Raw genomic sequence first — 18848 nt, 5'->3', positions numbered from 1 at the left:
CTGTTCCCCGCCCGTGTTGGCCTGTAAATGCCGAATGGCGCGCTTGCGGGGAGCAGATCCAGCAATGATCTTCCCGCGAGCGGGCGTGCGGCGTACGATTGTCGGGCTGCGCGGCGGTTGGCCGGGCGTTCGGGGGAGCGCGCCACAGCACACCCCACCGACCGGAGTCCCCGATGACGAGTGCCCACCCGAAGCCGAAGTCCTATGACGACATCAAGCCCGCCGTGCGCGAGAAGCTGAAGACCGTGTTCACCCCGGCCGACCTGTTCGACCCCGCCGGTGACCCGAACCTGCTCACCACCGCCGTGGACGTCAAGACCTGGGCCGAGGCGGGGCGCACGGCGGCGCAGGGGTTGGGGAAGGCGCGGAAGCTCAGTTCGGAGAAGGAGAAGTTGGAGGCGGTCGAGCAGCAGTTCGCGCGGGTGAGCGTTGCGGCTGGGCGGGACCTGGGGGCTGCCCGGCAGGCGCTGGTCGCGTTCGCCGGGTGGAAGGACTACCCGGGTGGTGATTCCTGGGGGTTCTTCGCCGACCTGCAGGGTCCCGTGGCGAAGTTCGCGGCGGAGGTGGTGGTCGAGCAGCGGTGGGTCGCGTGGTTGGAGGCCACCAAGCAGACCACGCAGGCGATCGCCCTCGACGAGACCAAGCGGCACGCGAACGGGCCGGACAGCGTGGTGGGCACGGTGATCGCGGGGATGGCCGACGGTGCCGGGGGTTCCTGGGTCGGCACCAGCGGTCACGGTGCGGTGCACCGGGTGATGTGGGACCTGCTCGACGGCGTCAACCAGGTCGAGGCGTGGGAGACCCACGTGTGCGGTGAGGTCGACGCCATGAACCAGTACCTCGTCGCGCACGCCGTGAACTCGGTTGCGGACATCCCGGTCGGTGGGGTGTTCAGCCACGCGCGGACGTGGGATGCCGGTCAGCGCAAGTGGAAGGCGCGGGCGGCGTGCGGGAACTGCGAGCAGTGGCTCAAGCGGATCGGGGCCTACCTGTCCTGACGCGCCCGCTCAGGTCAGGAGGGCGGCCACGGCGTCGACCACGACCTGGCGCCTGGTCCCGGTGTCGGTGTCCGTGCTCGCGCGGGAAGTGGCGCCGCTGGGCATCGGGGTGACCGTCGTGGAGCCGGGCGGGGTGCGCACCGACTGGGCGGGGGCGTCCATGCGGACCGCCGCGATCCGGCCGGAGTACGCCGGGACCGTCGGTCGGACGGCCGCCGTGCACGCGTCGGGCGCGACCGGCGCCGGCGACCCCGCCAAGGTCGCCCGGTTGGTCCTTGACCTGGTCGACCTCGACGAGCCGCCGCTGCGCCTGCTCGTCGGCGTCGACGCCCACGCCTACGCGACCGCCGCGGGCCGCTCCCTGCTCGCCGAGGACGAGCGGTGGCGCGCCCTGTCCGAGTCCACCACGGCCGACGACGCCACGCCCGAACACCTCGACCCCCTCGGCCACCGGGGCTGAGAATGGGGTTGGCGCGAACCTAACCGGTCGTCGGTGGTGGGGCAATGCGCCGTTCGGAGTGATCGCACGACCTCGAATCCCGGTGTACTCGACCGGCGTATCCGGTCACCCGGGTGGTCCATTGACCCAAAGGGACCGGTGGTTGATTGTTGTCCCTTGCAAGCGGTTGTGCGGAACGCATCCCGATCACGGCGGGCGAATTCAGGGGATTTTCCGAATTCACCCGTCGGGGTGTGCGATTCCATTCCATTCACCATTGTCCGCTCGGGGCTCCCTGTCCGCCCGGGCGGTTCCTCTCCCACGTCTGGAGGCGACGATGAAGAAGATCAAGGTTCGCAAGGCGGGCACCGTCCGGCTGACCACCTCGGCGGCGATCTACGCGACCCCGCTCTGCTGGCCCGTCTAGGGGCGCCGGTCCCCTCGGGGACCACGTGACCCGATCCCACGGGTTCCCCGGGCCGCCCGGCCCGGGGAACCCCGGCCCCGTGAGGTTCCCATGACGTCCACCGCGTTCGACCTGGACAGCCCCCTGCCGCTGCACCCGCTGACCTTCCACGCCGAGGACGGGGCCGACGACGAGGTGACCATCGGCCGGGCCGACACCGGCGAGTTCGGCGTGTTCCCCGCGGACGGGGCGGCGCTGCTGGCCCGGCTCGCGGGCGGCGCCCCGCTGGGCGAGGCGGTCGCCTGGTACGAACGCGAATACGGGGAGAGCGTCGACCTCGCCGAATTCCTGGAGGTGCTCGACGAATTCGGCATGATCGTGCGCGACGGGGAGACCGCCGCCGAGGTCGCGCCGGTGCGGTGGCGGCGGTTGGGGGTGGCATTGTTCTCCCCGGTCGCCTGGTTGCTCTATTCGGCGGTCGTCATTGCCGGAATCGTGGTGATGGTCGCCGTTCCGGAGGTGGCGCCGAGCTATTCGCACGTGTTCTTCACGCCGTCGCTGGTGGCGGTGCTGTTGTTGGCCCTGCTGGGGCAGATCCCGTTGATCCTGGTGCACGAATCGTTCCACGCGCTCGCCGGTCGGCGGTTGGGCATTCCCTCGTCGCTGCGGGTGGGGCGCAGGCTGATCTTCGTGGTGTTCGAGACCTCCCTGGACGGGTTGGTCGCGGTGCCGCGCAGGCAGCGGTACCTGCCGATCCTCGCCGGGTTGGTCGCGGACGCGGTGTGCGTCGCCGGGCTGACCCTGGTGGCCGCCGCGCTGCGCGACCCGATCGGCGGGGACGCCGGGTTCGCCGGGCGGGTGTGCCTGTCGTTGGCGTTCTTCACGCTCATGCGGCTGGTGTGGCAGTTCTACTTCTTCCTGCGCACCGACCTGTACTACCTGGTGTGCACCGCGCTGGGCTGCCTCGACCTGCAAACGGTAGCCTTCGCCATGCTGCGCGCCCGGTTCGCCCGGTTGCTGCGCGGGCCCGCGCGCCCGGTCGACGAGTCCGACTGGCACCCGCGCGACCGGGAGGTCGCCCGCTGGTACATGTGGTTCCTGCTCGCCGGGTACGCGTTCGTGCTGGCCAGCGTGGCCTTCGCCATCGTGCCCGCGGTGCTGCTCACCGTGGACATCGTCGTCGACCGCGTGGCCCACGAGCCCAGCGCGCTGGGCCTGGCCGACGCCGTCGCGTTCCTCGTGCTCACCTTCGGCCAGTTCGTCCTCGCCGGGGTCCTCGCCCGCCGCGAGCGCTCCGCCTGACCCGCCCTGGAGGCACCCATGTCCCGACACCTGTGGGTCCGGTTCCCCCGGACGATCGACCCCGCCGAACTCCCCGGCCTGCTCGCCGACGGCCTGCCCGCGCCGCTGCCCGGAGCCGTGGTCGCCCCGCTGGACGCGTGCAGGCGGCTGCGCGGCCCGTTCACCGCCACCGGGCAACTGGTGCGCGCGCTGGCCCCCGGCGCCTCGGCCGCGCTGGTCGAGCGCCACCAGGTCGAACTGCTCTCGACCGCGCCCGAACTGCGCGCCGCGGTCGACCTGCCGCGCGAAACCCTGACCTCGCTGGCGGTTCCCGCCGAGCGCACCCGCTTCTACTCCGGTGTGCGGACCCAGCGCCTCGGGCACGGTGTCGTGGAGTTCGTCCACGCCCGGCTGCGCGAACTGGGCGGCGGGCCGCGCTCGCTCGTGGTGCGGGTGGTCGACGCCGACCACACCGACCTGGAGTTCCTCGCCGCCCTCGTGCGCCGCACCGACCCGGCGCTGCTCACCGTCGTGGTCTGCGACAGCGGCGAGGACCCGGGCGGGCCGCTGACCGGGGTCCTGCGCGAGCACGCCGACGAGATCCCCGTGCCCGCCCCGCCGCCCGCCCCCTCCGGCCTGGACGACCTCGCCGCCGCCACCCGCTACGTCGACGGGGACTGCGCGGTGGACCTGCCGGAACTGGTCGCGGCCTACCACCGGCTGCCCGAGCACGTCCGCGCCGAGCTGCACGACCGCCGCGCCGACGCCCTCACCGCCGGTGGCGAGCCCACGCACGCGCTGGGCGCCGTGCCGCTGCACCGCGAACGCGGCACCGACCCGCGCGGCGCCGGGCTCGAAGCCCTGGACGAGGCCATAAACCACTGCGTGGACATGGGCTTCTACCACGCCACCGTCGACTTCGGACTGCGCGGCCGGGCGCTGCTCGACCCGGCCGAGTCCTTCGGCCGGTGGTGGGTGTTCAGCACCAAGATGACCACCTCGCTGCTGATGCTGCGCCGCGCCGGGGAAGCCGAGGCGATCTACGACGAACTGATCGCCCTCACCGACCTGCCGCGCGCGCACATGCAGGCCGCCTACGCCCGCGCCATGATCCACACCCGGCACCGCGAGCGCCGCGACCACCTGCGCGCCAAGGGGTTGATCAAGCAGGCCATCGCGTTCTCCCGGCTGCTCGCCGACGAGGGCGACAACCAGGTGTTCTCCACCGTGTTCCACCAGAACGGCCTGGCCCTGGTGGAGATGCACCTGGGCAACCTGGAGGAGGCGCTGCGGCTGGTCACCGAGGGCGCCGCGTGGCTCGACCGCACCATCGAACCCGGTACGCACGCCCTGCACCGGTCGGTCCTCGTGCACAACCGCGCCCAGCTACTGGCCAAGCTCGGCCGCACCGACGAGGCCCTGGAGTGCTTCGACCAGGTCATCGCCGCCGACCCCAACCACCCCGACCACTACATCGACCGCGGCAACCTGCTGCACGCGCTCGGCCGCGACGCCGAGGCGCTGGCCGACTACGACACCGCGATCCGCCTCGGGCCGCCGTTCCCGGAGGCGCAGTACAACCGGGCGGAGCTGCTGCTCGACCTCGACGAGGTGGACGCCGCCCTGGCCGTCCTGGACCACGTCCTCGACCTCGACCCGGACATGGTCGACGCCCGGGTCAACCGCGCGGGCATCCACCTCGACCGCGGTGACCTGACCCGCGCCCGCGCCGACGCCGAACACGGCCTCGCGATCGACCCCGACAACGCCCACCTGCACCTCGTCGTGGCCCAGGTGCTGGCGGAGGAGGACGCCCACGCCGCGGCGACGGCCGCGTTCGACCGGGCGCTCGCGGCGGACCCGGACCTGCTCGGCGCGCTGGTCGGCCGGGCGGCCTCGGCCCACGAGCTCGGCGACAACCCCGCCGCCCTGGCCGACCTCGACCGCGCGGTGGCCCTCGCCCCCGACGACCCCGCTGTCCGCTTCAACCGCGCCCTGCTGCACGAGGCGGCGGCCCGCTGGGACAACGCCCTCGCCGACCTGGTGGTCGCCGCCGAATCCGCCCCCGACGACGAGGACGTGACCTCGGCGCTGGACCGCTGCCGCACGGCGGTGTGCCGCTGACCCGACGGGCGTGGACCCGCTTGCGGAAGCGTAACCACTGGGTTACGCTTCCGCCGTGGATGAGGTCGCCGGTGCGATAGCGGACCCCGTGCGCCGGGACATCCTGGTGATGCTGCGGCACGAGCGGCTGTCGGCGGGGGAGATCGCGGCGCGGTTCCCGATCAGCAGGCCCGCCGTGTCCCGCCACCTGCGCGTGCTGCGCGACAGCGGCCTGGTCCGGGACGAACTCGTCGGCAGGCAGCGGTTCTACGTGCTCGACCCGGAGAAGTTCACCGAGGTCGTCGACTGGCTGGCCCAGTTCGCGCGTTCCTCCGGCTGGCAGCAGCGCCTCGACGCCCTGGCGACCGAAGTCCACCGGACCCGGCGCGAGCGCGCCGCCCGCCGAGCCACCGAACACGCAGAGGAACACACCGCATGAGCCCCGTGCCCACCGGCAGACTGCTCCGCACCGCCGTCGGAAGCGACCTGGTGCTGCCCCGCACCTTCCGCGCCCCCGTGGCGGACGTGTGGGCGAGCATCACCGAGCCCGAGCGGACCGCGCGCTGGTTCGGCCCCTGGGAGGGCGAGGGCGCACCCGGGCGGACGGTCAAGGTGCGGATGGTGTTCGAGGACGAGGAGCCCTGGTTCGACCTGCGCATCGACGCCTGCGAACCGCCGCGGCGGCTGGCCGTGTCCTCGGTCGACGAGTTCGGCTCCTGGCGCCTGGAACTGCTGCTCTCGGAGCACCGGGGGACGACCGAGCTGCGATTCGTGCACCACCTGGACGACGAGGACTCGATCGGCGAGGTCGGCCCGGGCTGGGAGTACTACCTGGACCTGCTCACCGCCTCCCGCGACGGGTCGCCCGCGCCGGACTTCGACGACTACTACCCGTCCATGAAGGCCCACTACGCCGGTCTCGCCGCCGCGACCGGCCGTCAGTCGGAGTCCGAACAGGAGTGATCACGGCGGCGTCCACCGCGCGACGGTGAAGTGGCGCAGCCCGGGCTCGGGGTCCTCGATCTCGTCGAGGGCGGCCACGGCGAGGTCGTCGGCTGAGATCTGCGATGTCCCGTCGGTGTCGACCAGGATTCGGTTCCCGCCGCGCCGGTACGCGCCCGTGCGCTCGCCGGGTTCGAACAGCGCGGGCGGGCTCAGGTAGGTCCAGTTCGCGGGGTGGGCCAGGCAGGCGTTGAACTGGTCGACGCTGGCCTGCGCGGTGGTCCGCCACCGCGGGGGGACGAAGCGCGGGTCGTCGACCACGAGTCGGTCCGAGTCGGGGCTGCGGAGTGGGCCCGCGCCGCCGATCACCACGACCCGGCGTCCGAAGCCCAGGGCCGCGTCGAGGACGGTGGTCACCGGCGAGGTGACGTCGTCCTCCGCCCCGGGGGCCTGCCTGGTGGCGAGCACGATGACGTCGTGCCGGGCCGCCACGCGGGCCATGGCTCCCGGGTCGGTCGCGTCGGCGGTGACCGCCGTGACTCCCTCGACCGTTCCGCCACTCCCGCCTGATCGCGAGAACCCGGAGACGGTGTGCCCGCGCCGGACCGCCTCGGCGGCGATGCGGGAGCCCGCCATCCCTGTTGCCCCGACAACGGCGATCCTCATCGCGCTCTCCCTGTCTGTGCGGTGGACACCGCGATGTGGTCGGTGTCCGTGGTCGGGGGTGTCGCGCTGCCGGGGGTGATCTGGCCCGCGGCGATCGCCGCCAGGGCGAGGGCGAACCCGACCACCTGCACCGCGCCGAGGGTCTGGTCCAACAGGACTGCTCCCAGGGTCGCGGCGACCAGGGGTGAGAGCAGTCCCAGCACGGCGACCGACGCGACCGGCAGGCGGGCGATGCCGCTGAACCACAGGGTGTAGGCGAGCAGCCCGCCGATGAGCCCAAGCCAGGCGTAGCCCGCCAGCGCTGTGCTGTCGACGGCCGGGGGGACACCCTCGACGAGCAGCGCGGTGGGCAGGAGCAGCAGACCTCCGGCTGTCAGTTGCCACCCGGCCAGGCCCATCGCGGGTACCCCGGTGGGCCTGCCCCACTTCTTGGTGAGGGTGACGCCGACCCCCATGGACACCGCGCTCGCCAGCCCGGCGACCACGCCCACCGCGTCGAGCGCCGCTGTGGAGCGCAGGACGACCAGGGCGACACCGGTGATCCCGACGAGCCCCCAGGACAGGCGCCACGCGGAGAACGGCTCGCGCAGCACAACCACGACGAGGACGGCGACGACGAGCGGTTGCGCGGCCCCGAGCGTGGCGGCCACGCCGCCGGGCAGGTGCAGGGCGGCGACGAACAGCAGCGGGAAGAAGGCCCCGATGTTCAGCACGCCCAGCACGGCGGACTTCCACCACCAGGAACCCGTGGGCAGCGCGCGGGTCAACGCGATCGCGACCAGCCCCGCTGGCCCGGCCCGCACCAGCGAGGCGAACAGCGGGTGCCCGGGTGGCAGCAGTTCGGTCGTCACGACGTACGTCGTTCCCCACACCGCGGGTGCGATCGCGGTGAGCAACGTGATCCGGAACCGGTCCACGAAAACTCCTTAACGTTGAACTGTTTAACGCTGAGGACCATACGGTGATAGCCTCGCCCACGTCAAACAGTTCAACGTTGAGAGGTGTGTGGTGGAGGACAGCGTCGACCGCGTCATCGCCCAGTGGGCGCGGGCGCGTCCCGACATCGACGTCAGCGCGATGGGTGTGCTGGGCAGGCTCTCCCGGCTCACCCGCCGGTTCGAGCGCGAGTTGCAGGAGGTCTTCACCCGGCACGGCCTGCACCCGGGGGAGTTCGACCTCCTCGCGACCCTGCTGCGCGCGGACGTCGACGGGCGCGGCCTGACGGCGGGGCAGCTCGCCGACAGCGCCATGGTCACCTCCGGCGCGATCACGAACAGGCTCGACCGGCTCCTGGCCAAGGACCTCATCACCCGCGAGGCGGACCCGCGCAGCCGCCGCACGATCCGCGTCGCGCTCACGCCACGGGGGCGCGAGGTCGTCGACGCCGCCCTGCGCGACCACGTCGCCAACGAGGAACGCCTGCTCTCCGCCATGACGGCCGCCCAGCGCGGACACCTCGAAGGTCTGCTCCGCGCCCTGCTGCACGACAGCGAGAACCGGGACTGACGGGCGCAGCGACCACCCACGTCGGTGGTGGTCCCGGTGAGCGGTGTGGGCGAAACTGATCAGGCGCCGGGAGCGCGAGGCGCCTGCAGCCGGGTCGGGACCGCTCCCGGCTCAGGCGAGGTCGGCGTAGACGATGACGTTGTCCGCGTAGTTGCCGGTGGCCCGGTCGAAGGCGCCGCCGCAGGTGATCAGGCGCAGTTGCGGGTTGCCGGTCTCCCCGTAGACGGCCTCGGTGGGGAAGTCGGTCTTGGCGACGCGGTCGACCCGGCGGACGGTGAAGGTGGCCGTGCTCCGGTCGTGCCGGGTGACCTCGACGCGGTCGCCCGGCGTGAGGGTGGCCAGGTCGTGGAAGATCCCCGGCACGCCGTGGCCGTCGACGTGGCCGAGCAGCACGGCGGGGCCGGGGTCGCCGGGGACGGGGCCGTGCTTGTACCAACCCGCCTGCGCGGGGCGGTCGAGGGAGGGGACCTCGGCGGTGCCGTCGGGGTTGAGGCCCAGGGGGATGAGGCTGGACCGGGCGCCGAGGGCGGGGATGCGCACCTCGACGGGCGCGGCGGCGGGCACCGCCGGTGGCGTGGCGTTGGTCCGGCCGACGGGGTGGCCGCCGATGACGTCCGGGGACCACAGCAGACCGGCGGTGAGCAGGCCCGCGACGAGCGCGCCCACCAGCGCCCCGATGAGCACCCGGCCGCGGGTCATCACGGGACCACCGTCCCGCCGCCGGTGGCCACACCGCCGCGCGGGATGGCGCTGACCTGGCTGTTGCCGGGCAGTGCCGCTGCGGGCGGCGGGGCACCGGGGCTGGTGGCGCTGGTCGGGGGAGTGGCGGCGGGTGGGCTCGCGGTCGTGGTGGGGCCGGGGGTGGTGGTGGGGGCGAGGATGATCACGTTGGTGCAGTCGGTGACCTTGCCCGGCCCGGCGTAGTCGCTGCCGTGGGCCGTGACGCACAGCGGGTGGTTGCCCACGTCCAGCGGCGGGGTCCGCACGGTGTAGCGGACCTGCTTCGGCCCCGGCTGGGGCAGGGCGGGGGTGATGTCGGTGATCGGCAGCTCCGGACCGCCGTCCACGGTCAGCGTCAGGTGGTGCAGCTCCGAGGCCAGCAGCCGCGACAGCGCCTCGCCCAGGTCCGCGAACCCCGACATCGAGCAGGTGCCGCCGGTGGCCAGCGCGATCCGCTCCAGGGACACCGACCCGCCCTGGCACGAGGCGTCGGGACCGAACCCGAAGGTGTGGATGTCGACCGCTTCCGGCAGGTCGGCCAACATGCGTTCGGCCTCACCGCCGGTGCCCACGTTGTGGCGACCGTCGGACAGGAACAGCACCAGCTTGCGCGTGCCCGTGGTCGCCGCCGACACCTCCGCCGCCCGTTGCAGCCCGGCGATGAAGTTCGTGCTGCCGTCGAGGTAGGGCATGGCGCCCAGCGCTTCGAGGAAGTCCGGGGTGCCGCTGCCGTCGTTGTCGGCGGCGGGCGCGACGGCGAGCTGGGTCCCCGGCGCCGCGTCCACGTCGATGCTGCGCCCGTCGGTGGCGAAGGTGGCCAGGCCGACGCTGCCGATCCCGTAGGCGGGGTTCAGCGCGTACTCCCGGTGGAACCGCTCGACGGCGGCCTTCTCCTGGGCGAACCCGGCGTCGGTCAGGCTGCCCGACCCGTCCAGCACGTAGGTCACCGACGTCGTGGGCGGCACCGCGCCCGTGCCCACCGACGCCGTGCCGACGACCGTGGTGCTGCCCTTGGGGATCACCGTGTCCGGCAGCGGTGCCTCGATGTCCACCGCGATCCCGATCCCACCGGGCAGGGTGCCGTCCACGGCGCCCGCCGGGGCACCACCCGCCACCACCAGCACGGCGGCCACCGCGGCACCGAACCTTCGCATCCCGTGTCCTCACGTCGTAGGAACTGCACCCGTCCAACGACCGGGCGGCGCGCGGGGAAACCGCTCGATCGGGTGATCACTTCCGTGTTGCCCCGGATCAGTGCGTCGAGGCGGCGGTGAGGGGTGGGGCGGGGGCGGGGACGGCGGCCACCAAGCGGCGGGTGTAGTCGGCCCTGGGGTTGCGGAGCACTTCGTCGTGCGGGCCTTCCTCTTCGACCTTCCCCGCCCGCAGCACGATCACCCGGTGGGCCAGGGAATCCACCACGGCCAGGTCGTGGCTGATGAACAGGCAGGCGAAGCCGAGGTCCCGTTGCAGGTCCGCCAGCAGTTCCAGGATGGCCGCCTGCACCGAGACGTCGAGGGCGCTGGTGGGTTCGTCGGCGACCAGCAGGTCCGGGTGCAGGGCGAGGGCTCGGGCCAGGCCGACGCGCTGGCGTTGGCCGCCGGAGAGTTCGGTGGGTTTGCGGGTGGCGTGGGTGGCGGGGAGGCGGACCGCGTCGAGGAGTTCCGGGATGCGGTGGGTGGCGCCGTCCACGCCGTGGATGCGGAGGGGTTCGGCGATGCACTCGGCGACCGTCAACAGGGGGTCGAGGGAGCTGCCCGGGTCCTGGAAGGCGAAGCCGAGGCGGGCGCGGGCGGCGCGCAGGTCGCGCCGGGACAGCTCTTCCAGCGGTTCGTCGAGCAGTCGGGCCGAGCCCGAGGTGGGGCGCAGCAGGCCCGCGGCGACCCGGCCGATGGTGGACTTGCCCGACCCGGACTCGCCGACCAGGCCGACCACCTCGCCCCGGCCGACCCGCAAGGTCACACCGTCGACGGCGCGGAAATCCGGGCGGCCCCGGCCGCCGGGGTAGGTGACGACCAGGTCGGTGAGGCGCAGGGCGTCGGTGTCGGTGGTGACCGGGGTGGCCGGTGGGCGGTGGCCCAGGCGGGGGACGGAGTCCAGCAGCAGGCGCGTGTACGGGCGGGCCGGTGCGCTGAACAGCCGGTGCACGGGGGCGTCCTCCTCGACCAGGCCGTCGCGCAGGACGACGACCCGGTCGGCGAGTTCGGCGACGACGCCCATGTTGTGGGTGATCAGGAGGATGGCCGTGCCCAGGCGGTCGCGCAGGTCGCGGAGCAGAGCCAGGATTTCCGCCTGGACCGTGACGTCCAGTGCGGTCGTGGGCTCGTCGGCGATGATCAGCCGCGGGTCGTTGGCCAGGGCGATGGCGATGACCACGCGTTGGCGCTGGCCGCCGGAGAGCTGGTGCGGGTAGTGGCGGGTGCGCGCGGCCGGGTCGGGGATGCCGACCAGGTCCAGCAGGCGCACCGCCTCGGCGTCGGCCTGGGCGCGGGTGAGGCGGCGGTGGGCGCGCAGGGTAGTGCGTAGCTGCCTGCCGATGGTGAACACCGGGTTCAGCGCCGTCGCCGGGTCCTGGAAGACCATGGACACCTCCCGGCCCCGGACCTGGCGCAGGGTCGGTTCTGGTGCGCCGATCAGCTCCCGCTCGCCCAGGCGGGCGCTGCCCCGGACGGTGGCGGTGCCGGGCAGCAGGCCCAGCACGGCTCGGGCGGTCACCGACTTCCCCGACCCGGACTCGCCCACCAGGGCCACCACCTCGCCCGGGTCGATCCGGAACCCCACCCCCCGCACCGCCGGGGTGGGTCCGAAGTCGACGGTCAGGCCGTCGACGGTCAGCACGCTGTCGGTCATCTCGGGAGTCCTAGTCGTAGACGCGTTCGGCCTCGGCCCACAACCGGGCGAGGAGGGCGGGGTCGTAGGCGGCCCGCGCGCCGGGTTCGTAGCGCACGTGCCGCAGCGCGCCGGTGTACGGGAACGCCCGCTCGGCGGTGTGCAGGTCCCAGTCCACCGGGCCGCCGCGGTCGGCGCCGACGCTGATGCCGGTGAAGGGGGCCAAGCCGATCAACTGGGGCACCGGCCCGACCGAGGCAGCGGAGTCGCCCGCGGTGAGGGTCAGTGCCCACTCGAAGTCCGGCAGCGCCCGCGCGGTCAGCCGAACCTCGACGTCATCGCCCCGCAGGGGCAGCGGCTCGGAGCGGAACGGCTTGCCGTAGGCGTTGTAGGTCAGGTGGACCGCGTCCCGGTCGACGAACACCACGTACCCGCCGCCCTGGTCGCCGTGGGCGAACAGCACACCCCGGTCACCCGGGTGGAAGTCGACGGCGGCGGTGGCGGTGAAGTCGCGGAACTGGACCAGTTGCGCGGACCGGTAGCGCTCCAGCGTGGGCGTCCCCGGGTACAGGGTCACCGGGCGGCTGAACCGCTCGTCGGACGGGCGGCGCAGGTGCGCGGCGGGGCCGTGGTCGGTCAGCGGGAACACCGTGTTGCGCCACGCCGCCCGCTCCCACGCCGCCGCCAGTTCGGCGAGCTTGTCCGGGTGCGCGGCGGCGACGTTCTCGATCTCGGTCGGGTCCTCCGCCACGTGGTACAGCTCCCACTCGCCGTCGTCGTAGGCGGTTCCGGGGACGTGCCGGGTGACGACCTTCCACCCGTCGGCGTAGTAGCCGCGGTTGCCACCGGTCTCGGTGTACTGGCTGGTGTGCGGGCTCGCCGCTTCCGGGTCGCGCAGCACGGGCACCACGCTCACCCCGTCCTCCTCGACCGCGGGCACGCCGTGGCGAGCTTCCAACCGGGGCACGCCCGCCAGTTCCAACAGTGTCGGTGCCACGTCGGTGACGTAGGTGTACTGGTGGCGCAGGCCCGGTTCCAGCCCGGCGGGCCAGTGCGCGAGGAACGGTGTGCGGACCCCGCCCGCGTAGGTGTCGAACTTGTAGAGCCGGAACGGGGTGTTCGACGCCTGCGCCCAGCCGCGCGGGTAGTGCACGGTCGCCTGCGGGCCGCCGAGCAGGTCCAGGTCCCTGGCCACGTCGCGGTCCCAGGTGGACGGGACGCCGGGCACGTGCACGAACTGGCTGAAGTAGCTGCGCGTGCCCTCCGGGCCGCCCTCCGCGGTGGCGCCGTTGTCGGAGGTGAACACGATGATGGTGTTGTCGAGTTCGCCGTGCCTGCGCAGCGCCCCGACGATCCGGCCGACGCTGCGGTCCACCGCGTGCAGCGTCGCCGCGTACACCTCCATGTACCGGGCGAAGAACTCCCGCCGGTCCGCGGGCACCTCCGACCACGGCGGCACGTCCCGGCCCGGTTCGCTGTTGCGCGGCGGCAGGGTGGTGCCGGGTGGGAACAGACCTTCGGCGAGCTGCTTGGCGAAGCGCCGCTCCCGGATGACGTCCCAGCCCTCGTCGTAGCGGCCCCGGTAGTGGACCAGGTCGGCCTCGGTGGCGCCGAGCGGGCCGTGCATGGCGTGGTGGGCGAAGTACAGGAAGAACGGCTTGTCCGGGTCGCTCGCGCGCAGCGTGTCGATCATGCCGATGGCCCGGTCGGTCAGGTCGTCGGTGAGGTAGTACCCGTCGCGGTAGTCCGCCACGTCATAGGGGCTGTTGTCCCACACCAGCCGGTGCGGGTGGTGCAGGTTGGTCAGCCCCTCCAGGCTGCCGAAGTACCGGTCGAACCCGCGTTGCAGCGGCCACGACGACCGGTCGGCCGCGTCGTGACTGGCCGCGTCCCTGGTCAGGTGCCACTTGCCGACCGCGAGGGTGGCGTAGCCCGCCGCGCGCAGCGACTCCGGCAGCGACGGGGCGTCGTCGGGGAGCTGGAAGGAGTACCCGGGGTAGCCGGGGTCGGAGTTGGCCGGGAACGCGAACCCGGCCCGGTGCGGGTTCAGCCCGGTGAGCAGCGCCGCGCGGGACGGCGAGCACAGCGGGGTCGTGTGGTAGTTGGTCAGCCGCAGCCCGCCGGCGGCCAGCGCGTCCAGCGCCGGGGTGTCGACCTCGCCGCCGAACGGACCGATGTCGGCGTAGCCGAGGTCGTCGGCCAGCACGACCACGACGTTCGGCCTGCCCGTCCGGCCCGGCTCGGCGGGCCAGGCGGGCCGGGACTCGGCGAAGGTCCGCCCGACCCGGCCGGGGAAGCCGGTGTAGCCGCGGGCGTGCGGCGGGGTGCTCATCGGGGTGCTCATGCCGCCTCCAGGGCCGGGTTGCCCGCACCGCGCGCCAGCAGCCCGAAGCCGAGCACCAGCGCCGCGATCACCACCAGCGGACCGACGGCGAACAGCGGGTTGAGGTCGAGGTAGCGCAGGGACGTGGCCAGCAGCGACCCCAGCGACGGGTTCGGCGGGGTGACGCCGATGCCCAGTACGCTCATCGCCCCCTCGATGAACACCGCCACCGACATGGACAGGGCGAGCTGCACCAGCACCGGCCCTCGGCAGTTGGGCAGCACGTGCGTGCGCAGCACCCAGCCCCGCCCGCCGCCCGCCACCTCGCTCGCGGTGACGAACTGGGCCTCGCGCACCCGCAGCACCGCCGCGCGCAGCAGCCTGCCGAACACCGGGATCTCCACCAGCACCACGACCAGCACGACCGACGTGGCACCGGGGCCGATGACCGCGGCGAGGCCGATGGCCAGGATGAGCTGCGGGAAGGCCAGCAGCACGTCGAACACCCGCTGCACGGCCACGTCCAGCGCCGCGTTCACCGTGGCCAGCGCCCCGACCGCGCAGCCGAGCAGCGCGCCGAGCGGGACCGCGACGAAGCTGGTCAGCAGGTCCACCCGGATGCCGGTGAGCAGCCGGGCGAGGATGTCGCGGTTCAGCTCGTCGGTGCCCAGCGGGTGCGCGGCGGACGGGCCGAGCAGGTTCGCGCCGTCGATCTGGGTGTACGGGTCGTGCGGGACCAGCAGCGGCCCGAGCAGCCCGGCCACCACGACCAGCCCGACGAGCACACCGCCCACGACCGCCTGGGCGGGCAGCCGCCTCATCGCGCACCCCCCAACCGCACGCGCGGGTCCAGCCACGCGTGCGCCACGTCGGTCAGGAGCTGGATGACCACGAACACCGCCACCGACAGCATCAGCAGCACCTGCACCACGGGGTAGTCGCGGCGGGTGATGCCCTGCTCCACCAGCAGCCCCAGCCCCGGCCAGGCGAAGATCGACTCCACCAGCACGGCCCCGCCCAGCAGCGCGCCGGTTTGCAGGCCCAGCGCGGTCATGGTGACCGGCAGGGCGTTGCGCAGGGTGTGCCCGAAGACGACCGACCGCCGCGACACGCCCGCCGCCAGCGCGGTGAGCACGTAGTCCTGGCGCAGTTCCGCGCGCAGCGTCTCCGCCAGGAACCCGGTCAGCACCGCCGAGACCGGCAGGGCCAGGCACACCGCGGGCATCAGCAGGTACTGGGCGGTGATGTCGACCCGGTCGAGCAGCCCGCCCGGTGGCACCCCGCCGGTGGGCAGCAGCCGGAACACCACCCCGAACACCAGGATCAGCAGCACCCCGGTGGCGAAGGTCGGCAGCGCGACCGCCGCGGTGTGGAAGGCGGTCAGCGCCCGGTCGAGCCAGCCGCCGCGCGAGACCGCCCACAGCGGCCCCAGCACCAGCGCCACCAGCACGGCGAGCAGCAGCGCGGCCAGGGTCAGGGTCAGCGTGTTCGCCAGGCCGTCGGCGACCAGGTCGGCGATGTCGCCGCCGACGAGGTACGACCGGCCCAGGTCCGCCGAGAGCAGCCCGCCGACCCACCGCGCGTACTGCTCTGCCACCGGCAGGTCCAGCCCCAGGTCGTGGCGGATGGCGGCGACGACGTCGGGGGTGGCGTCCGGTCCGGCGAGGGCGCTGGCCGCGTCCCCGGGCACGGCCCGGAGCACGAGGAACACCAGCACCGACGCCAACCAGAGCACAGCCACCGCGGACGGGACGCGGCGCAGCAGGTAGCGGGTCACGACAGGTACGCCTTGCCCAGGTCGAGTTCGCGCCTGCGGGTGTAGTCCACGTCGTGCAGCGCGTCCCGCAGCACCAGTTGCTCGAACACCACACCGATCTCGGTCAGGAACGAACCGTCGAGCAGTTGCTTCGACAGCTCGGCGTACGCGGCCGGGGTGTCACCGCCCACCGGCACCTGCCACGCCTCGTCCGCCGCGGCGGTGTAGGTGTCGGCGGTGAAGTGGGAGGCGTTGCGGCGGGCGTTGAACGGGTACGCGCTCACCGCCAGGGTGGACGGGGTGAACTGGGCCCAGGAGTGAGTGGTCGTCCACAGGCCGGGGAACTGGGCGCCGATGAGCTGCTTGACGAACTGCGTGGAGTCCACCGGCCGCAGCTCCACGGTGATGCCGACCCGGCTGAGGTCATTCTGCACGATCTGCGCCACGGAGGCCGCGACGTTGTCGGTGCCGACGTAGGTCAGCGGCACGATCGGCACCGGCTGCCCGTGCTCGGCCAGCAGCGCCTGCGCCTTCGCCGGGTCGTGGGTGAAGTGCCCGTTGCGGGCGGCGTCGAAGGCGGGGCTGCCCTTGGGCCACGGCAGCGACGTCGGGTAGCCCGCGCCCCGGAAGACCTTCTTGATGATCCGCTCGCGGTCCAGGGCGAAGCCGATCGCCTGCCGCACCCTCGGGTCGTCCAGGCCGGGCACCGACACGTTGATCCCGACGTAGGCCTGCAACTCGGCGCCGCGGTCGAGCGGTTTGACGGTGACGCCGGGGGTGTTCGCCACCGACTCCGCGTCGCGGTAGCCGACGCCGCGGGCGAGCTGCACCTGACCCGACTTGAGCGCCGACAGCAGCGACTGGCCGTCGGGGATGACCCGCACGTGCACGCCGTCGAGGTGCGCCGGGCCGCCCCAGTAGTCCGGGTTTCGGGAGAAGGTCAGGTCGGTGTTGGGCCGCCACTGGTCGAACTTGAACGGCCCGGTGCCGACGAACCGCTTGCCGGTGCCGATGTCCGCGGCGGTCTCGCTGTCGAGGATCGGCGCGGTGTCGAGCAGGTCGAACAGGTTGCTCACCGGGTGCGCCAGCCGAAGCGTGACCTCGGTGGGGGAGGGGGTCTCGATGGCGGTGATGGCCGTGGCGGTGCTGCGCAGTTGTCCGTTCCACTTCGGGTCGGCGTAGGTCTGGAGGGAGAACTTGACGTCCTCGCTGGTGAACGGTCGGCCGGTGTGGAACTTGACCCCCCGGCGCAGCTCGAGCGTCAGCGAGGTGCCGTCCGGTGCGGCCGTCCACTCGGTGGCGAGCGCGGGCTGCGGCTTGAGGTCGTCCTTGCCGTAGCGGATCAGCGGCTCGTAGACCAGGCCGACCACGGTGGTGATGGACACGTTGCTGTTGGTCAGGACGTTGCCGGGGACGAGGTCGACGTTCACCCCGACCTCGGCCACACCGCCCTGCTTCGGGGTGCTGCCCGCGCCGCCGGACTGGGCGTCCACAGCGGACTGGCAGGCGGCGGTGGCCAGCAGCAGGGCGGTCGCGGCCACGCCGCGCAGGACTGCGCGTCTGCGCAAGGGGGAGTTCACGGGGTCGGTGCCTTCCGGGTGGGGCGGACGAAGTCGAAGGGGTTCTCGAAGACTCGGGTGAGCAGCCCGGTGCAGGCGGCGACCGCCTGCACCGCAGGGCCGAACGGGGTGACCGACACCAGGTCGGCCGGGCCGGGCAGGGTGGTGGTGTCGCGGAAGCTGCGCAGCAGGTCGGGCAGCCGGTCGGGGTCCTCGGTGACGGCCTGGCCACCGAGCACCACCGCGTGCGGGTTGAGCACGTCGCGCAGGATGGCCGCGGCGCGGCCGATGGTGTGCGCGCGGTCGGTGAGCAGCCCCACGGCCCGGCTGTCGCCCCCGGCCGCAGCGGCGCGCACCAGCCGGATGTCGGCCTCGTCGACCACCCCCGCCGCCGCGGCCCGCTCGGCCACGGTGCGGTCGCACACCTCGGCCTCCAGGCAGCCCAGCGCGCCGCACGGGCACTCGGCCGACCCGCCCACCGGCAGGTGCGCGATCGTGCTGCCACCCCACGGGCCGCGGTGCAGCCTGCCCTCGACCACCAGGGCGATGCCGACGACCTCGCGGGCGTAGAAGTACAGCAGGCTCGGCGCGCTCGCGCCGCGGCCGAACACCAGCTCCGCGCTGGCCATCGCGGCCACGTGGCCCTCCAGCAGCACCGGCAGCCCGGTGGCGCGGCGCAGCGCCTCCGCCGCGGGCACCGACCGCCAGCCCAGCCGCTCGTGGTCGAGCAGACCGCGCTCGGTGTCCACCTGGCCACCGCTGGCCAACCCGACCCCGAGCACCACCCGGCGCGGGAAGCGGCGCAGGAACGCCCGCAGCTTCCCGGCGATGTGCGCGAGGGCGTCCTCGGCGTCACCGGACGGGGTCGGCAGCTCCTGCGAGGCGATGATCGCGCCGCGCAGGTCCGCCAGGCCGTAGGTGGTGGTGCTCACTCCGATGTGGACACCGCCGACGGCGAACACCCCGTCGTCGAGGTGCAGCGGCACCCTCGGCCTGCCGATGCTGCCCACCGGGACCAGTTCGGGGTGCTCGCGCACCAGGCCGACGCCGATCAGCGCGGACACGCTGCGGCTCACCGTGGGCAGGCTCAGGCCCGTGCGCTCGCCGATGGCGGCGCGCGAGAGGGGACCGGCGCGGCGGATCACGGCGAGCACGCCCGCGGCGGTGGCATTTCTGGACAGGACGGCCTCGATCGTCTCTGCGGGCGGGCAGCGGCCTCCCTTCCGTTCACGGGGGAGGCGAACCGCCGCACACGCGGTCGGGTGGGTCACCGGGCGGCGACTGCGGCACCCGGACAAGCAGGAAGGCTCTGTTCGACCGCCC

17 protein-coding genes are annotated in these 18848 nt (G+C 73.4%); 7 read left to right on the top strand and 10 right to left on the bottom strand.

The features are described 5' to 3' along the window. Positions 1-173: 173 nt before the first annotated feature. The 6 genes from UO65_RS07295 (at position 174) to UO65_RS07270 (ending at position 6190) form a co-directional block, all read left to right on the top strand. Entirely contained in the window at positions 174-998 is an 825-nt protein-coding gene (locus UO65_RS07295; protein ID WP_035279920.1) for a hypothetical protein, read from the top strand. A 73-nt stretch (positions 999-1071) separates the two neighbouring features. After that, complete coding sequence (locus tag UO65_RS07290; RefSeq protein ID WP_152552006.1) at positions 1072-1458, top strand: Rossmann-fold NAD(P)-binding domain-containing protein; 387 nt, start codon at positions 1072-1074, stop codon at positions 1456-1458. Positions 1459-1954: 496 nt separating this feature from the next. Beyond that, on the top strand, positions 1955-3145 hold the full coding sequence (locus UO65_RS07285) for a hypothetical protein (RefSeq protein ID WP_035279918.1): 1191 nt from the start codon (positions 1955-1957) through the stop codon (positions 3143-3145). Positions 3146-3163: 18 nt separating this feature from the next. After that, a complete protein-coding gene (locus UO65_RS07280; protein WP_035279917.1) occupies positions 3164-5248 on the top strand; it encodes a tetratricopeptide repeat protein in 2085 nt (694 codons plus the stop codon). A gap of 55 nt (positions 5249-5303) precedes the next feature. After that, positions 5304-5666 (top strand): metalloregulator ArsR/SmtB family transcription factor, encoded by a 363-nt coding sequence (locus tag UO65_RS07275; protein ID WP_035279916.1) that lies wholly within the window; start codon positions 5304-5306, stop codon positions 5664-5666. Next, on the top strand, positions 5663-6190 hold the full coding sequence (locus UO65_RS07270) for an SRPBCC family protein (RefSeq protein ID WP_035279915.1): 528 nt from the start codon (positions 5663-5665) through the stop codon (positions 6188-6190). The genes UO65_RS07275 and UO65_RS07270 overlap by 4 nt, the downstream gene beginning before the upstream one ends. On the opposite strand, the gene UO65_RS07265 is transcribed toward UO65_RS07270, so the two are convergent. Then, positions 6191-6835, bottom strand: a complete 645-nt coding sequence (locus UO65_RS07265) for an NAD(P)-dependent oxidoreductase (RefSeq protein ID WP_035279914.1) — start codon at positions 6833-6835, stop codon at positions 6191-6193. After that, positions 6832-7752 carry an EamA family transporter gene (locus tag UO65_RS07260; RefSeq protein WP_052020856.1) on the bottom strand — a complete coding sequence of 307 codons (921 nt, stop codon included), beginning with the start codon at positions 7750-7752 and terminating at the stop codon, positions 6832-6834. The genes UO65_RS07265 and UO65_RS07260 overlap by 4 nt, the downstream gene beginning before the upstream one ends. A 91-nt stretch (positions 7753-7843) precedes the next feature. Between UO65_RS07260 and UO65_RS07255 the strand changes: the two genes are divergently transcribed. After that, positions 7844-8341 (top strand): MarR family winged helix-turn-helix transcriptional regulator, encoded by a 498-nt coding sequence (locus UO65_RS07255; RefSeq protein ID WP_035279913.1) that lies wholly within the window; start codon positions 7844-7846, stop codon positions 8339-8341. A 111-nt stretch (positions 8342-8452) separates the two neighbouring features. Here the strand turns inward: UO65_RS07255 and UO65_RS07250 are convergent, their stop codons facing one another. The 8 genes from UO65_RS07250 to UO65_RS07215 all read right to left on the bottom strand — a co-directional run bounded on the left by UO65_RS07250 (position 8453) and on the right by UO65_RS07215 (position 18718). After that, positions 8453-9040 carry a class F sortase gene (locus tag UO65_RS07250; protein WP_035279912.1) on the bottom strand — a complete coding sequence of 196 codons (588 nt, stop codon included), beginning with the start codon at positions 9038-9040 and terminating at the stop codon, positions 8453-8455. Then, on the bottom strand, positions 9040-10215 hold the full coding sequence (locus tag UO65_RS07245; protein ID WP_035279910.1) for a vWA domain-containing protein: 1176 nt from the start codon (positions 10213-10215) through the stop codon (positions 9040-9042). The genes UO65_RS07250 and UO65_RS07245 overlap by 1 nt, the downstream gene beginning before the upstream one ends. A 97-nt stretch (positions 10216-10312) precedes the next feature. Next, on the bottom strand, positions 10313-11908 hold the full coding sequence (locus tag UO65_RS07240) for a dipeptide ABC transporter ATP-binding protein (protein WP_035279909.1): 1596 nt from the start codon (positions 11906-11908) through the stop codon (positions 10313-10315). 10 nt (positions 11909-11918) lie between these two features. Next, positions 11919-14231, bottom strand: a complete 2313-nt coding sequence (locus UO65_RS07235) for an arylsulfatase (RefSeq protein WP_233427464.1) — start codon at positions 14229-14231, stop codon at positions 11919-11921. Further along, entirely contained in the window at positions 14228-15031 is an 804-nt protein-coding gene (locus UO65_RS07230; RefSeq protein WP_052020855.1) for an ABC transporter permease, read from the bottom strand. Before UO65_RS07230 ends, UO65_RS07235 begins: the two co-directional genes overlap by 4 nt. After that, positions 15028-15987 carry an ABC transporter permease gene (locus UO65_RS07225; RefSeq protein WP_035279908.1) on the bottom strand — a complete coding sequence of 320 codons (960 nt, stop codon included), beginning with the start codon at positions 15985-15987 and terminating at the stop codon, positions 15028-15030. Before UO65_RS07225 ends, UO65_RS07230 begins: the two co-directional genes overlap by 4 nt. Then, entirely contained in the window at positions 15984-17534 is a 1551-nt protein-coding gene (locus UO65_RS07220; RefSeq protein WP_035279967.1) for an ABC transporter substrate-binding protein, read from the bottom strand. Before UO65_RS07220 ends, UO65_RS07225 begins: the two co-directional genes overlap by 4 nt. Positions 17535-17542: 8 nt before the next feature. Continuing rightward, the gene (locus UO65_RS07215) at positions 17543-18718 is read right to left on the bottom strand and encodes an ROK family transcriptional regulator (RefSeq protein WP_035279965.1); all 1176 of its coding nucleotides are present in this window, start codon (positions 18716-18718) and stop codon (positions 17543-17545) included. Positions 18719-18848 lie beyond the last annotated feature (130 nt).

Origin of the sequence: Actinokineospora spheciospongiae, from assembly GCF_000564855.1 — a bacterium.
In the GTDB taxonomy this organism is placed as follows: Bacteria; Actinomycetota; Actinomycetes; order Mycobacteriales; family Pseudonocardiaceae; genus Actinokineospora; species Actinokineospora spheciospongiae.
This window is presented reverse-complemented; position numbering and strand designations above follow the sequence as displayed.

Coding starts and splice junctions, on each gene's coding strand:
- UO65_RS07295 (WP_035279920.1), top strand. CDS start 174: ATGACGAGTGCCCACCCGAAGCCGAAGTCCTATGACGACATCAAGCCC.
- UO65_RS07285 (WP_035279918.1), top strand. CDS start 1,955: ATGACGTCCACCGCGTTCGACCTGGACAGCCCCCTGCCGCTGCACCCG.
- UO65_RS07280 (WP_035279917.1), top strand. CDS start 3,164: ATGTCCCGACACCTGTGGGTCCGGTTCCCCCGGACGATCGACCCCGCC.
- UO65_RS07270 (WP_035279915.1), top strand. CDS start 5,663: ATGAGCCCCGTGCCCACCGGCAGACTGCTCCGCACCGCCGTCGGAAGC.
- UO65_RS07265 (WP_035279914.1), bottom strand. CDS start 6,835: ATGAGGATCGCCGTTGTCGGGGCAACAGGGATGGCGGGCTCCCGCATC.
- UO65_RS07250 (WP_035279912.1), bottom strand. CDS start 9,040: ATGACCCGCGGCCGGGTGCTCATCGGGGCGCTGGTGGGCGCGCTCGTC.
- UO65_RS07245 (WP_035279910.1), bottom strand. CDS start 10,215: ATGCGAAGGTTCGGTGCCGCGGTGGCCGCCGTGCTGGTGGTGGCGGGT.
- UO65_RS07240 (WP_035279909.1), bottom strand. CDS start 11,908: ATGACCGACAGCGTGCTGACCGTCGACGGCCTGACCGTCGACTTCGGA.
- UO65_RS07235 (WP_233427464.1), bottom strand. CDS start 14,231: ATGAGCACCCCGATGAGCACCCCGCCGCACGCCCGCGGCTACACCGGC.
- UO65_RS07230 (WP_052020855.1), bottom strand. CDS start 15,031: ATGAGGCGGCTGCCCGCCCAGGCGGTCGTGGGCGGTGTGCTCGTCGGG.